Origin of the sequence: Schumannella soli (assembly GCF_006517435.1) — a bacterium.
In the GTDB taxonomy this organism is placed as follows: domain Bacteria; phylum Actinomycetota; class Actinomycetes; order Actinomycetales; family Microbacteriaceae; genus Schumannella; species Schumannella soli.
This window is the reverse complement of sequence record NZ_VHQG01000002.1, coordinates 652,942-667,971: the sequence shown is the minus strand read 5'-3', so window position 1 is coordinate 667,971 and position 15,030 is coordinate 652,942. Positions and strand designations below refer to the sequence as shown.

Sequence of the window (15,030 nt, the reverse complement as noted above, 5' to 3'; positions counted from 1 at the left end):
TCGATCGGCTAGCGCCTCCGCGTCGCGTCAGACCCGCGAAGCCGCGCCGCTCCGGCTAGCGCCTCCGCGTCGCGTCCTGCACCTCGCCGACGAGCTCCTCGATGATGTCCTCGAGGAACACGACGCCGCGGGTGGCGCCCTCCTCGTCGAAGGCGCGCGCCACGTGCAGGCCCGAGCGGCGCATGATCGTCAGCGCATCCTCGAGCTCCGCATCGCGGTAGACGGAGACGAGCTGGCGGATGCGCTTCGGCGGCACCGGCTCCTCCGATTCGTCGTCGTCGACGTCGATGACGTCCTTGAGGTGCACATAGCCGGTCGGCTCGCCCGCCTCGTCGACGAGCACGTAGCGGCTGAAGCCGTGCTGCGCGACGGCCCGCTCGACATCCGCCGGCGAGGCGTCCTCGGGCAGGGTCACGAGCTGCGGCATCTGCACCGCGATGTCGCGCACGGTCTTCTCCGTGAACTCGAAAGCGTTGCTGAGCGCGCCGGTGGTGTCGCTGAGCAGGCCCTCGCGGGTGGAGGTCGCGACGATCGTCGCCACCTCATCCACTGTGAAGGCGCTCGCCGCCTCGTTCTTGGGCTCGATGCGGAACAGCCGCAGCACGCCGTTCGCCGTCTCGTTGAGCAGCCAGATGATCGGCCGGAACACGGTCGACACGAACACCAGCGGCGGCGCGAGCAGCAGCACGGCACGGTCGGGCACCGAGAAGGAGAGGTTCTTCGGCACCATCTCGCCGAAGACCACGTGCAGGAACGAGACCACGGTCAGCGTGATGATGAACGCGACCGTCGTGATCACGCCCTCGGGCAGCGGGGTGAGCCCCAGCGGGACCTCGAGCAGGTGGTGGATGGCGGGCTCGGAGACGTTGAGGATCAGCAGCGAGCACACGGTGATGCCGAGCTGGCTCGTCGCGAGCATCTGCGTCGCGTGCTCCATGGCCCACAGCGCGGTGCGGGCGGAGCGCGAGCCGGCCTCGGCGCGCGGCTCGATCTGGGAGCGGCGCGCGGAGATGACGGCGAACTCGGCGCCGACGAAGAAGGCGTTGACGAGCAGCAGGATGGCCAGCCACACGATGCCCAGGACGTCGCTCATGCGCGGCCTCCCTTCGGAGTCGACCCCGCGGCGCCGGCCGGACCTGCGCCCTCGGTGCCGCCCGTGGTGCCGGTCGTCTCCGGGGCGGACTCCTCATCCACCCGCGGGGTGAAGCGCACCCGGTCGATGCGCCGGCCGTCCATCCGCTCGACGCGGAAGACGCCGGCCTCGACCTCGACCGTGTCGCCGACCTGCGCCAGGCGGCCGAGCTCGCTCATGATCCAGCCGGCGACGGTCTCGTACGGGCCGTCCTCGGGCACGGTCACGCTGGCGCGCTCCTGCAGCTCGTCGGGGCGCAGGGCGCCCGGGAAGGTCAGCCAGCCGCGACTGCGCACCACGTCGGCGCGCGAGCGGTCGTGCTCGTCCGACACCTCGCCGACGAGTTCCTCGACCAGATCCTCGAGCGTGACGACGCCCGCGGTGCCCCCGTATTCGTCCATGACGACGGCCATCTGGTAGCCGCGACCCCGCAGCTCGCCGAGCAGCGAGTCGAGACCCATCGTCTCGGGAACGCGCAGGGCCTCGGTCTGCAGCGCCGACACCGGCACCTGCTCGCGCCGGTCGCGCGGCACGCTCACGGCCTGCTTGAGGTGCACGACGCCGACGACGTCGTCGATGTCATCGTCGATGACCGGGAAGCGCGAGTAGCCGGTGCGGCGGGCGAGCCGGATGACGTCCTGCGCCGACTGCGTGCGGTCGATGCTCGCGACGCGCGGACGCGGCGTCATAGCGTCGGACGCCGAGTGCTCGGAGAAGGCGAGGGTGCGCGACAGCAGCGTCGCCGTCTCGCGATCGAGCGCCCCCTCCGAGGCGCTGCGGCGCAGCAGGCTGCGCAGCTCCTCGGCGGTGCGGGCGGAGCTCAGCTCCTCCTTCGGCTCGATGCCGATGCCGCGCAGGATCGCGTTCGCCGTGTTGTTGAGCAGCGCCACGAAGGGCTTGAAGACGAGCGTGAAGCCCACCTGGAAGGGGATCACGATCTTGGCCGTCGCGCGCGGCACGGCGATGGCGAAGTTCTTCGGCACGAGCTCGCCGAGGATCATCGAGAGCAGCGTCGCCACGATGATCGCCACGACCGTCGCGATCGGCGCGACCGCCGGCTCCGGCAGGCCGATCGCGGTGATGACGGGTTCGAGGTAGTGGCTGAACGCCGGCTCGAGGGTGAAGCCGGTCAGCAGCGTGGTCAGCGTGATGCCGAGCTGCGCGCTCGAGAGGTGGGTCGAGGTGACCTTGAGCGCCCCGATGACCGGGTTCAGCATCCCCTCGCCCTTGTCGCGGCGCTGCTCGAGGTCGGCGCGGTCGAGGTTGACGAGCGAGAACTCGCTCGCCACGAAGAAGCCGGTGCCGATGGTCAGCAGCACGCCGACGATCAGGAGGATCCACTCGTAGGTCACGCGCGATCACCGCCCGGAGCGGACGCGGCACGACGAGGGTGCGCGCTCGAGCGCGCGCCGGGATGGTGGGAGGAGGGGCTGGGCGAAGATGGAGGGTCGTCCATGATTGCGGCAACTATAGCGGCGCGTCTCACCACGAGACCGGCAGCGCCTTGCCCTCCTCGTAGCCGGCCGCGCTCTGCACACCGACCACGGCCCGATCGCGGAACTCGGCCAGACTCGTCGCTCCGGCGTAGGTGAACGAGCTGCGCACGCCGGAGGTGATCATGTCGAGCAGGTCCTCGAGCGACGGGCGCAGCGGGTCGAGGTAGATCTTCGAGCTCGAGATGCCTTCGGCGAAGAGCTCCTTGCGGGCGAGCTCCCAGGGGTCGAGTCGGCCGAAGCGGGCGTGCACGGCCTTCGTCGACGCCATGCCCCAGCTCTGCTTGTACGAGCGGCCGTCGGCGTCGGTCTCGAGCTCGCCCGGCGCCTCCACGGTGCCCGCGAACCAGGAGCCGACCATGACGGATGCCGCGCCGGCAGCCAGCGCGAGCGCCACGTCGCGCGGGTAGCGCACTCCCCCGTCGGCCCAGACCGCGGCGCCGAGCTCGCGGGCCGCCTCCGCCGTCTCGAGAACCGCCGAGAACTGCGGCCGCCCGACCGCGGTCATCATTCGCGTCGTGCACATGGCGCCCGGTCCGACGCCGACCTTGAGGATGTCGGCGCCGGCGTCGACGAGGTCGCGCACGCCGTCGGCGGTGACGATGTTGCCGGCCGCGACCGGGATGCCGAGCTTCAGATCGCTCACGGCCGTCAGCGCCCGCAGCATCTGCTCCTGGTGCCCGTGCGCCGTGTCGACCACGAGCACGTCGACTCCGGCCGCGACGAGGGCGCGGGCCTTGGCCGCGACGTCGCCGTTCACCCCGACCGCCGCGGCGACGCGGAGGCGGCCGCCTGCGTCCAGCGCCGGCGCGTAGAGCGCGCTGCGCAGGGCGCTGCGGCGGCCGATCGTGCCGACCACCCGGCCGTGCTCGCGCACCGTCGCGAACTCGCTGCCCGCATCCACCAGCAGGTCGAAAGCGCGGCGCGGGGAGTCGATGTCGTCGGCGTCGAGCGAGACGACATCGGTCTGCACGAGATCGCCGAGCCGGGCGTCGGGCAGCGTGTGAGCGAGACGATCGGCGGGGATCGCCCCGACCTCGCGACCGTCGTCGCCCTCGACGACGACGCCGTAGCCGGGCAGCGTCGGCACCTGGGCACGCGCGTCGGCGGCCGTCTGCTCCTCGTGCAGGCGGATCGCCGTGTCCCAGCGCACCGGCTGCCGCTTGACCCAGCGGATCGCCGCGTCGAGATCCTGCAGCGGCAGGTCCTGCGGCAGCACGCCGAGCCCGCCGCGCCGGGCGAGCGACGCCGCGAGCCGCGGGCCGGTGACCGAGTTCATGTTCGCCGCGACGATCGGGATGGTCGCGCCGGTGCCGTCGTCGGGCGCGAGATCGACATCCAGTCGACTCGTCACCGACGACCTGCTGGGCACCAGGAAGACGTCCGAATAGGTCAGGTCATGGGCGGGCAGATCTCTCACGAACCGCATGCCCTCACGGTAACCGCAGAAACCCCCGAAAGTATCGGGCCGACACCCGGCTCTCGGCGTCGTCGCGGCCTGCGCGCGCGTTAGGCTGGGAGACGGTGCGACCGCTGTCGAGAGGCACTTCGGTCACACCGGAACCTGATCTATTCGCAGCGAACAAGTGAGAGTGGGCGGTCGGCTGTGTCGAGCCACGTGACCGGTGTTACTCCGGAGGGCGAATCCGGAGCGTTCGGAGCCAACGAATGGCTCGTCGACGAGTTGTATGAGCGGTACCTCGTCGACAAGGAGTCGGTGGATCGGAGCTGGTGGCCCGTGCTCGAAGCACGGCACGCCCAGGCCTCCGCCTCGACGTCCTCCGACCCGACGCCGACGACCTCGATCCCGATCGTGAGCGAGAGCGCGGCCCCGGCTCAGACCGAGGCCGCCCCGGCGCCGGCGGCGGCCCCCGCCGCGCAGCCCGCCCCGACCGCCGCCCCCGCGGCCGAGCCGGCGCCGACCACCGGCACCACCCCGATCTCGCGCACCACCTCGACGCAGCCGAAGCCGCAGCCGATCCCCGCCGACGCCCCGGCCGCGACGCCCGCTGCCGAGCAGCCCGAGACGACCGACATCGTCACCCCGCTGCGCGGACTCGCGAAGACCATCGCGACCAACATGGACGCCAGCCTCACGGTGCCGACCGCGACGAGCGTGCGCACCATCCCGGCGAAGCTGATGATCGACAACCGCATCGTCATCAACAACCACCTGCGTCGCGCCCGCGGCGGCAAGATCTCCTTCACCCACCTCATCGCCTGGGCGATGGTGCGCGCGCTCGAGGAGTTCCCGAGTCAGAACGTCTTCTACGACGAGGTCGACGGCAAGCCCTCGGTCGTCGCCCCGGCGCACATCAACCTCGGCATCGCGATCGACCTGCCGAAGCCCGACGGCACCCGTGCGCTGATGGTGCCCGGCATCAAGCGCGCCGACACCATGAGCTTCGGCGAGTTCATCGCCGCCTACGAGGACGTCGTCTCGCGCGCCCGCAAGAACAAGCTGACCGCCGCCGACTTCCAGGGCGTCACGATCTCGCTGACCAACCCGGGCGGCATCGGCACCGAGCACTCGGTGCCGCGACTGATGAAGGGGCAGGGCGCCATCATCGGCGCCGGCGCCCTCGAGTACCCGGCCGCGTTCCAGGGCTCCGCTCCGAAGACGCTCGCCGAGCTCGGCATCGGCAAGACGATCACGCTGACCTCGACCTACGACCACCGCGTCATCCAGGGCGCCGGCTCGGGCGAGTTCCTCAAGAAGGTTCACGAGCGCCTCATCGGCCAGCACGACTTCTACGAGGAGATCTTCGCCGCGCTGCGCATCCCCTACGACCCGATCCACTGGGCGGCCGACATCAACGTCGACCTCTCCGAGCGCGTCGGCAAGACCAGCCGCGTGCAGGAGCTCATCAACTCCTTCCGCGTGCGCGGCCACCTCATGGCCGACATCGACCCGCTCGAGTACCAGCAGCGCTCGCACCCCGACCTCGACATCGCGACGCACGGGCTGACCTTCTGGGACCTCGATCGCGAGTTCGTGACCGGTGGATTCGGCGGCAAGCGCTCGGCGCTGCTGCGCGACATCCTCGGCGTGCTGCGCGACTCGTACTGCCGCACCGTCGGCGTCGAGTACATGCACATCCAGGACCCGGAGCAGCGTCGCTGGTTCCAGGAGCGCCTCGAGCGCCCCTACGAGAAGCCCGGCCACGACGAACAGCTCCGCGTGCTGTCGAAGCTCAACGAGGCCGAGGCCTTCGAGACCTTCCTGCAGACGAAGTACGTCGGCCAGAAGCGCTTCAGCCTCGAGGGCGGCGAGTCGCTCATCCCGCTGCTCGACGAGATCCTGCAGGGCGCCGCCGAGGAGGGCCTCGACGAGGTCGCGATCGGCATGGCGCACCGCGGTCGCCTCAACGTGCTCACCAACATCGCGGGCAAGACCTACGGTCAGATCTTCCGCGAATTCGAGGGCACCCAGGACCCGCGGATGCAGCACGGCTCCGGCGACGTGAAGTACCACCTCGGCACCGAGGGCACCTTCACGGCGGCCGACGGCTCCGAGGTCGCCGTGTACCTCGCCGCGAACCCCTCGCACCTCGAGGTCGTCGACGGCGTCCTCGAGGGCGTCGTGCGCGCCAAGCAGGACCGCAAGGGCGACGGCCAGTACTCGACCCTGCCGATCCTCGTTCACGGCGACGCGTCGATGGCCGGTCAGGGCATCGTCGTCGAGGCCCTGCAGATGTCGCAGCTGCGCGCCTACAAGACCGGCGGCACCGTGCACGTCGTCGTCAACAACCAGATCGGATTCACGACCTCGCCGCTCGACGCGCGCAGCTCGCTGTACTCGACCGACGTGGCGAAGACCATCCAGGCGCCGATCTTCCACGTGAACGGCGACGACCCCGAGGCCGTCATCCGCGTCGCGGAGATCGCCTTCGACTACCGGCAGAAGTTCAAGCGCGACGTCGTCATCGACCTCGTCTGCTACCGCCGCCGCGGTCACAACGAGGGCGACGACCCGTCGATGACGCAGCCGCTCATGTACAACCTCATCTCGGCGAAGCGCTCGACCCGCACCCTCTACATGGAGGCGCTCATCGGTCGCGGCGACATCACGCAGGAGGAGTACGAGGCGACGCACCAGGACTTCCAGGACCGCCTCGAGCGCGCCTTCGCCGAGACGCACGCCGCCCAGACCGGCACCCTGCCGGTCATCACGGGCGACGGCGCCGCCGAGCGCGACCTGGAGCGCCCCGGCGCCCAGCAGAACGAGGTCGACCGCGCCGGCGAGCCCGCCTCGACCGCCGTCGACGAGAGCGTCGTGCAGCTGATCGGCGACGCGCACGTCAGCCCGCCCGAGGGCTTCGCGGTGCACCCGAAGCTGCAGCAGCTGCTCAAGAAGCGTCAGACCATGACGCGCGAGGGCGGGATCGACTGGGGCTTCGGCGAGCTGCTCGCCTTCGGCTCGCTGCTGACCGAGGGCACCCCGGTGCGTCTGGTCGGCCAGGATGCGCGTCGCGGCACCTTCTCGTCGCGCCAGGCGGTCTTCCACGACCGCGAGAACGGCCAGGAGTGGCTGCCGCTCGGCAACCTCGCCGACAACCAGGCGAAGTTCTGGATCTACGACTCGCTGCTGAGCGAGTTCGCGGCCCTCGGCTTCGAGTACGGCTACTCGGTCGAGCGCCCCGACGCGCTCGTGCTCTGGGAGGCGCAGTTCGGCGACTTCGTCAACGGAGCCCAGACGGTGATCGACGAGTTCATCTCGGCCGCCGAGCAGAAGTGGAACCAGCGCTCGAGCGTCGTGCTGCTGCTCCCCCACGGCTACGAGGGCCAGGGACCCGACCACTCCTCGGCGCGCATCGAGCGCTTCCTGCAGCTCGCGGCGGAAGACAACATGACGATCGCGCGTCCGTCGACGCCGGCGTCCTACTTCCACCTGCTGCGCCGTCAGGCCTACGCCCGTCCGCGCCGTCCGCTCATCGTCTTCACCCCGAAGTCGATGCTGCGTCTGCGCGGCGCGACGAGCGACGTGTCGGCGTTCACCTCGGGTCGTTTCGAGCCGGTGATCGACGACGCGCGCATCCAGGATTCCGGTGCGGTCAAGCGCGTGCTGCTGCACGCCGGCAAGCTGCACTACGACCTGATCGCCGAGGCGGAGAAGCGCGAGACGGGCGACCAGATCGCCTTCGTGCGGCTCGAGCAGTTCTACCCGCTGCCGACCGAGCAGGTGCGCGAGGTCATCGCCCGCTACCCCTCGGCCGAGCTGGTGTGGGTGCAGGACGAGCCCGAGAACCAGGGCGCCTGGCCGTTCGTGAACCAGGAGCTCGCCCCGCAGCTCGACCGCCCCATCCGGGTGGTCTCGCGTCCCGCGTCGGCCTCGCCGGCCGCGGGCTCGACGAAGCGCAGCGCGGCCGAGCAGGCCGAGTTCGTGGAGCGCGCCTTCCAGCTCGACTGAGCTGACAGGGCGCGGATGACGGCGCGGACGCGGAGACGATGGACCACGAGCTGATCCTGAGGTCTCTGCGCCGCGCCGTCGCCGCATCCCCCGATGACCGCGCCCTGCGCCGGCACCTGGCGCGCACGCTGATCGAGGCCGGCGGCGCCGACGAGGCGATCGCGCACCTGAGCACGCTGCTCGCCGCCGATCCCGCGGACGCCGAGTCGACGCAGCTGCTCGAGCAGGCTCTCGCGGCGTCGGTCGACGGCGCCGACGACGAACTCGACGAGGGAGCAGCCGACAGCGGGCAGGCCTCCCCCGACGCTGACTCGGTCGTCTCCGACGATCCCATCCCCACCGCAGACCCGCTGACCGCGAGCTCGTCGGCCGCCGCGTCGGACTTCGACTGGGCCGCCGCCGAGGCGCAGGTCGACGGACTCGTCGATCCGATGTTCGTCGGCGACGACGGCGACGCGCCCGACACCGCCGCCTTCGACGTCGAACGCAGCGGGCTCACCCTCGCCGACGTCGGCGGCATGCAGCACGTCAAGGAGCGCCTGAACGCCGCCTTCCTGGCGCCGATGCAGAACGAGGAGCTGCGCCGGCTCTACGGCAAGAGCCTGCGCGGCGGCCTGCTGCTCTACGGTCCGCCGGGGTGCGGCAAGACGTTCCTCGCCCGCGCGGTCGCCGGCGAGCTCGGCGCGTCGTTCATCTCGGCCGGCGTCGCCGACATCCTCGACCAGTACCTGGGCACGAGCGAGCGCAACCTGCACGAGCTGTTCGAGCTCGCGCGCCGCAACGCGCCCTGCGTCGTGTTCCTCGACGAGCTCGATGCGCTGGGCGTGCGCCGCACGCAGACGCGGCACAGCGGCATGCGCAACATCGTCGTGCAGCTGCTGCAGGAGCTCGACAGCATCGGCGCCGACAACGAGGGCGTCTTCGTGCTCGCGGCGACGAACCAGCCGTGGGACATCGACCCCGCGCTACGCCGCCCGGGGCGCCTCGACCGCACGCTTCTCGTGCTGCCGCCCGACCAGGATGCGCGGGAGGCCGTGTTCCGCGTGCACCTGCGTGACCGCCCCGTCGAGGCGATCGATCTCGGCGAGCTCGCGCGCCGCTCCGACGGACTCACGGGCGCCGACATCGCCTACGCCACCGAGCTCGCCGCCGAGCGGGCTCTGCTCGACAGCGTTCGCACGGGCACGGCCCGGATGATCGGCATGCCCGACCTGGTGGCGGCGCTGCGCGAGGTGCGGCCGTCGACAGGAGCCTGGCTGGATGCGGCGCGCAACGTCGTCCTGTTCGGCGACGACGACGGCACCTTCGACGAGCTGCGCGGCTACCTCAAGAAGTCGAAGCGCCTGTGAGCGACCGCCTCGACCGCGCGCAGGCGCTGCTCGCGGCCGGTCGTCCGCACGACGCCCTGCAGGAGATCGGCGCGCACCTGCGCGAGTTCCCCGACGATCCGTGGGCGATGCTCGTCGCGGCCGACGCGTACCGGCAGACCGGCCGCGCCGAAGAGGCGCTGCGGATGGCGCAGACGGCGGTGTCGCGCGTGCCCGATGACGCCGACGCGTGGCGCGTGCTCGCCCACGCGCAGGCCGGAACCGGGCGGCACCGCGAGGCGCTCGAGTCGGCGATCCGCTGCGCCGATCTCGCACCTCAGGAATGGGCGAGCCACGCGACGGTCGCCGTGATCGCGACCGAGATCCCGAGCCGGCGCGACATGGCCATCCAGGCCGGCACGACGGCCTGCTCGCTCGCGCCGAACGAGCCGCAGGCGCATTTCGTGCTCGGGAACGCCTACCTCGAACGGCAGAACTGGCGGGCCGCCGAGCACGAGTACCGCGCGGTTCTCGCCCTCGACCCGCACGACGAGGGCGCACAGCACAATCTCGCGGTCGTGCAGCTGCAGCGCGATCCGGCCGGCGCCGCACTCGAGCTGTCGCGCCTGAGCGCGGTGGATGCGGCCGGCGGCCTCGCCCGCCACAACCTCCTGGTCGCTCTCGGCAACCTCGTCACGCAGGCGCACGCCGTGATCTTCTTCGGGCTGTTCCTCGCCGTGCAGGTGCTGCGCTTCGGCGATCTGCCGCGGGACGCGGCCCGGGTTCTGCTCATCCTGCTCGGACTGTCCGCGCTCGGCGGCACCGTGTTCCTCGCCGTGCGCGCCCGTCGGCGCCTCGGCTCGCGGTTCCGTCCGTTGGCGAAGCTCGTGCTGCACGCCGATCGTCTGCTGGCCGCGTGGGTGGTGCTGATGGGCGGCGCGCTGCTCGCGCTGCTGGTCAGCGGCGCGCTGCCGCCGATGGCATGGCCCTGGGCGATCGGCGTCGGCGGCTCGCTCGTGCTCACGAGCGTCATCCTCGGCGTCGTGCGGCGTCGTCGACAGCGACGGCGCCGCGAGGCCCTCAGCGCGTGAGCCGCCGGGCGCCGTGAGCGCCGGGCGACGGACGCTCAGACGTGTGCGTTGAGACGCGCGAGGATCGACTCGCGCAGCTCCTCCGGAGCCTTCTCCTGGCAGGCGCTGCGCACTCTCTGCATGAGCGTCAGCCCGACAGCTGCCTCGGTCTCGCACTCGACGCATCCCGCCAGGTGCTCCGAGACGTCCTTGAAGTCGTCATCGCTCAGCTCACGGTGCAGGAACTCCTCGAGCTCCGCCTTCGCTTTGTCGCAACCGCAGTCGGTCATCGTCCTCTCCTCGGGGTGTCAGCGACGACGAATCCGCGGTCGCGTGCGTAGTCGGCGAGACGCTCGCGCAGCAGGCGGCGTCCACGGTGCAGTCGGCTCATGACGGTGCCGACCGGGGTCTTCATGATGTCGGCGATCTCCTGGTAGGCGAATCCCTCGACGTCGGCGAGGTAGACGGCCATGCGGAAGTCCTCCGGGATCGACTGCAGCGCCTCTTTGACGTCGCTGTCGGGCAGATGATCGATCGCCTCGGCCTCGGCCGAGCGGGTGGTGCGACCCTGCGTGAGCGATTCGGCCGAGCCGAGCTGCCAGTCCTCGAGCTCGTCGATCGCGTTCTGGTACGGCTGCCGCTGGCTCTTGCGGTAGCTGTTGATGAAGGTGTTGGTGAGGATGCGGTAGAGCCACGCCTTGAGGTTCGTGCCCTGGCGGAACTGCGCGAAGGCGCTGAACGCCTTGACGAAGGTCTCCTGCACGAGGTCGCCGGCGTCGGCCGGGTTGCGCGTCATCCGCAGCGCCGCGGCATAGAGCTGGTCCATGAAGGGCAGCGCCTGCTCTTCGAACAGCCGACGCAGCTCCTCGGGCGGGAGCGCGCTGCGCAGCCGTCCGTTGAGGTCTTCGTCGACGCCGGCGAGGTCGTCGTCGTGCTCGGTCTCCGCCGTCGCGTCGCCATCGGTCGTCGTCGTCGCGTCATCGCGATCGACGTCGCCCGGCTGCTCCGCCGCGTCGTCGGAGAAGTCGCTGTCGAGCTCGTCGTCGACGAGTTCTGAGTCGTCCCTGTTCATCGGCGACGAGTCTACTTCCGCACGCCCGAGCACTCGGGTCGGGCGGGGGGCTTCGAGTACAGCCACGGGCGCTCCTCCTCGCCCGGGATGGCGGGCGATATCCTGGTGAACCGATGCAGCTCTCCACCTATTCCGCGCCCGACTTCGATCCCTACGGCGACCGCGCCCCCGAGCAGCCGGAGCCCGGCCCCTGGGCGGCGCCGACGGCGACCGGTCCGCTGGATGCCCGGCTCACGCTGCCGGGGTCGAAGAGCCTGACGAACCGCGAGCTCGTACTCGCCGCTCTCGCCGACGGCCCCTCGCTGCTGCGGCGTCCTCTGCACTCGCGCGACTCGGCGCTGATGATCGAGGCGCTGCGCGAGCTCGGGGTGCAGATCGACGAGGTGCCCGGCGACGGCGACTTCGGGCCGGATCTGCGCATCACTCCCCCGGACGAGCTGAGCGGCTCGAGCTCGATCGACTGCGGCCTCGCCGGCACGGTCATGCGCTTCGTCCCGCCGCTCGCGGCGCTCGCTCTCGGCCCGGTCGTCTTCGATGGCGACCCTCACGCCCGCAAGCGCCCCATGCGCACGACGATCGACTCGCTGCGAGCGCTCGGCGTCGACGTGGCCGACGAGGGCCGCGGCGCGCTGCCTTTCACGGTGCACGGCACGGGTCGCATCGAGGGTGGCGAGCTCGAGATCGACGCCTCGGCGTCGAGCCAGTTCGTCTCGGGCCTGCTGCTCGCGGCCCCGCGCTTCGAGCAGGGCCTCACGCTACGCCACACGGGCGAGCGTCTGCCGAGCATGCCGCACATCGAGATGACGATCGCGACGCTCGCGGCCCGGGGCGTCCAGGTGACCTCGCCCGAGCCGGGCGTCTGGATCGTGCCGAACGCGCCCATCCACGCGCTCGACGTCGACATCGAGCCCGACCTCTCGAACGCGGCCCCGTTCCTCGTCGCCGCGCTCGTCGCCGGCGGCACCGTCACGATCGACGGCTGGCCGGCCTCCACCACGCAGGTCGGCGACCACCTGGCCGAGATCCTGCCGCGCTACGGCGCCGCCGTGCACCGCGCGGGTTCGAGCCTGACCGTCGACGGCGGCGTCGGCGTGCTCGGCGGCGCGCGCGTGCCCGCGGTCGACCTCGATCTCAGCGAGGGCGGCGAGCTCGCCCCCTCGATCGCGGCGCTGGCGGCTTTCGCCGACGGCGCCTCGTCGATCACCGGCATCGCACACCTCCGCGGACACGAGACCGACCGCCTCGCGGCTCTCGCGGCGCTGTTCGCCGACCTCGGCGGCCAGGTGACCGAGATCGACGACGGGCTCGCGTTCCGCGCTCAGCCGCTGCACGCCGGCCCGTGGCGCGCCTTCGACGATCACCGCATCGCGACGGCCGGGGCCATCGTCGGCCTGGCCGTCCCCGGCGTGACGGTCGACGACATCGGCGCGACCGCGAAGACGCTGCCGCAGTTCCCCGAGCTGTGGGAGCGGATGCTCGGCCTGCGCTCCGCGTCCGCGCCGAATCCGGCGGGGCTGCTCTGATCGCCGCGACGATCCCGGCGGCTCCGGGCGCCCCGACGGCGGGAGCGGCCGGATGAGCTGGCTGCCGCCCGACGAGGACGACGACGCGCTCGACGCCTGGGACGACTCCGCCTACCGTGCGCGCCCGAACCCGAAGGCGAACCGCCCGCGCACCAAGCGCCGCCCCGAGCACGCCGACGCCGCGATCGGTCGCGTCATCACGGTCGACCGCGGACGCTACGGCGTGCTCGTCGACGAAGACGGCGACCATGAGCGTGAGATCACCTGCACCCGCGCCCGCGAACTGCGCAAGGCCGCGATCGTCACGGGCGACGAGGTGGATGTCGTGGGCGACACCTCCGGCGACGAGGGCACACTGGCGCGCATCGTGCGCATCCGCCCCCGCCGCACGCTGCTGCGGCGCAGCGCCGACGACACGGACGCCGTCGAGCGCGTCGTCGTCGCGAACGCCGAGCAGCTGCTCATCGTCGTCGCCGCCGCGAACCCCGAGCCGCGCGCCCGCCTCGTCGACCGCTATCTGGTCGCGGCCTACGACGCCGGCATCCGCCCGATGCTGGTCGTGACGAAGACCGACCTCGCCGACCCGGCGCCGTTCCTGGCGAACTTCGACGGACTCGATCTGCCCGTCTTCACGAGCGCGAAGGGCGAAGCGCCGATCGCCGAGCTCGTCGAGGTGCTGCGCGACCGCGGCACCGTGGCGGTCGGGCATTCCGGCGTCGGCAAGTCGACGCTCGTCAACGAGCTCGTGCCCGGCGCGGGCCGGGCGACCGGGGTCGTCAACGCGGTCACGGGCCGTGGACGGCACACCTCGTCGTCGACGGTCTCGCTGCGGCTGCCCGACGGCGGCTGGATCATCGACACGCCCGGTGTGCGCTCCTTCGGCCTCGGTCACGTCGATCCCGACAACGTCATCCGCGGCTTCAGCGACCTCGCCGAGGTGGCTGAGGAGTGCCCGCGCGGCTGCACCCACCTCGCCGACGCGCCCGACTGCGCGCTGGATGATGCGGTCGAGGACGGACGGCTGACGCCCGAGCGCGTCGACTCGATGCGGCGACTGCTCGGCACGCTGCGCCCCGGCGTCTCCCGCGCGGAGTGAGCACCGGCGGTTCACCCCGCGCCGATAGCCTGACCGCATGACCGACTACAGCCTCGCCGACGACCTCGCCGTCGCGCTCTCGCTCGCCGCCGAAGCCGACCTCGTCTCGCTCGCCCGCTATCGCGCCGCCGACCTCGACGTCACCCTGAAAGCCGACCGCACGCACGTCACCGACGCCGACACCCGCGTCGAGAAGGTCATCCGCGAGCAGCTCGAGGCCGTGCGTCCGGGCGACGCGATCTTCGGCGAGGAGTTCGGCGGCGAACTCGGCGACGGCCGCGTCTGGGTCATCGACCCGATCGACGGCACCGCGAACTTCCTGCGCGGCGTGCCGATCTGGGGAACCCTGATCGCGCTCGTGGTCGACGGGGTGCCCCAGGTCGGCGTGGTGAGCTCTCCCGCCCTCGGTCGCCGCTGGTGGGGCGCGACCGGTCACGGCGCCTTCGTGCAGCAGCAGGACGAGGCGCCGCGGCGCATCCGGGTCAGCGACGTCGCGACGCTCGGCGAGTCCAACATCAGCTACAACTCCTTCCAGGGGTGGGATGCCGAGGGCCGCCTCGAGCAGCTCACGGCGCTCAATCGCGCGGTCTGGCGCAGTCGCGCGATCGGCGACATCTGGTCGTACATGCTCGTCGCCGAGGGCGCCGTCGACATGGCCGGCGAGTACGACCTCAAGCCCTGGGACCTCGCCCCGATCGCGCCGATCGTGCGCGAGGCGGGCGGTCGCTTCACGTCGCTCGACGGCGAGGACACGCTGAGCGCCGGCAGCGCGCTGGCGACGAACGGCCGCATCCACGACGCGGTGCTCGCGATCACGGCGCGCTGACGGGGCCGGGCGGCGGTCCGGATGCCGGGTCGACCGATCGGACGAGGCGAGTCGTCGGCGCGTCGCCAGGTAACACGGTCGCCTATAGGTGCCAGAACCGT

The 15,030-nt window shown here is 71.6% G+C and carries 11 protein-coding genes; 6 read left to right on the top strand and 5 right to left on the bottom strand.

Features of this window, described 5'->3' with window-relative positions; all coding sequences use genetic code 11:
• Positions 1–55: 55 nt before the first annotated feature.
• From FJ657_RS08815 to guaB1, 3 genes are all read right to left on the bottom strand, one after another.
• A complete protein-coding gene (locus FJ657_RS08815; RefSeq protein WP_141163294.1) occupies positions 56–1,093 on the bottom strand; it encodes a hemolysin family protein in 1,038 nt (345 codons plus the stop codon).
• Positions 1,090–2,484 carry a hemolysin family protein gene (locus tag FJ657_RS08810; RefSeq protein WP_141163293.1) on the bottom strand — a complete coding sequence of 465 codons (1,395 nt, stop codon included), beginning with the start codon at positions 2,482–2,484 and terminating at the stop codon, positions 1,090–1,092. The genes FJ657_RS08815 and FJ657_RS08810 overlap by 4 nt, the downstream gene beginning before the upstream one ends.
• Positions 2,485–2,614: 130 nt before the next feature.
• On the bottom strand, positions 2,615–4,054 hold the full coding sequence (guaB1, locus tag FJ657_RS08805) for a GMP reductase (protein WP_141163292.1): 1,440 nt from the start codon (positions 4,052–4,054) through the stop codon (positions 2,615–2,617).
• 177 nt (positions 4,055–4,231) lie between these two features.
• Between guaB1 and FJ657_RS08800 the strand changes: the two genes are divergently transcribed.
• Genes FJ657_RS08800 through FJ657_RS08790 form a run of 3 tightly spaced genes read left to right on the top strand, consistent with a single transcriptional unit; the run spans position 4,232 to position 10,433 of the window.
• The gene (locus FJ657_RS08800; RefSeq protein WP_141163291.1) at positions 4,232–8,035 is read left to right on the top strand and encodes a multifunctional oxoglutarate decarboxylase/oxoglutarate dehydrogenase thiamine pyrophosphate-binding subunit/dihydrolipoyllysine-residue succinyltransferase subunit; all 3,804 of its coding nucleotides are present in this window, start codon (positions 4,232–4,234) and stop codon (positions 8,033–8,035) included.
• Between the two features lie 38 nt (positions 8,036–8,073).
• Positions 8,074–9,384, top strand: coding sequence for an ATP-binding protein (locus FJ657_RS08795; RefSeq protein ID WP_141163290.1), 1,311 nt, complete (start codon positions 8,074–8,076; stop codon positions 9,382–9,384).
• The gene (locus FJ657_RS08790) at positions 9,381–10,433 is read left to right on the top strand and encodes a tetratricopeptide repeat protein (protein WP_141163289.1); all 1,053 of its coding nucleotides are present in this window, start codon (positions 9,381–9,383) and stop codon (positions 10,431–10,433) included. The genes FJ657_RS08795 and FJ657_RS08790 overlap by 4 nt, the downstream gene beginning before the upstream one ends.
• A gap of 35 nt (positions 10,434–10,468) precedes the next feature.
• Here the strand turns inward: FJ657_RS08790 and FJ657_RS08785 are convergent, their stop codons facing one another.
• Complete coding sequence (locus tag FJ657_RS08785) at positions 10,469–10,702, bottom strand: alpha-ketoglutarate decarboxylase (RefSeq protein WP_141163288.1); 234 nt, start codon at positions 10,700–10,702, stop codon at positions 10,469–10,471.
• On the bottom strand, positions 10,699–11,484 hold the full coding sequence (locus FJ657_RS08780) for a sigma-70 family RNA polymerase sigma factor (protein ID WP_181408924.1): 786 nt from the start codon (positions 11,482–11,484) through the stop codon (positions 10,699–10,701). Before FJ657_RS08780 ends, FJ657_RS08785 begins: the two co-directional genes overlap by 4 nt.
• A gap of 113 nt (positions 11,485–11,597) precedes the next feature.
• Between FJ657_RS08780 and aroA the strand changes: the two genes are divergently transcribed.
• Genes aroA through FJ657_RS08765 form a run of 3 tightly spaced genes read left to right on the top strand, consistent with a single transcriptional unit; the run spans position 11,598 to position 14,929 of the window.
• On the top strand, positions 11,598–13,007 hold the full coding sequence (gene aroA, locus FJ657_RS08775; protein ID WP_141163287.1) for a 3-phosphoshikimate 1-carboxyvinyltransferase: 1,410 nt from the start codon (positions 11,598–11,600) through the stop codon (positions 13,005–13,007).
• Positions 13,008–13,059: 52 nt separating this feature from the next.
• A complete protein-coding gene (gene rsgA / locus FJ657_RS08770; RefSeq protein ID WP_141163286.1) occupies positions 13,060–14,103 on the top strand; it encodes a ribosome small subunit-dependent GTPase A in 1,044 nt (347 codons plus the stop codon).
• A gap of 37 nt (positions 14,104–14,140) precedes the next feature.
• The gene (locus FJ657_RS08765; protein WP_141163285.1) at positions 14,141–14,929 is read left to right on the top strand and encodes an inositol monophosphatase family protein; all 789 of its coding nucleotides are present in this window, start codon (positions 14,141–14,143) and stop codon (positions 14,927–14,929) included.
• Positions 14,930–15,030 lie beyond the last annotated feature (101 nt).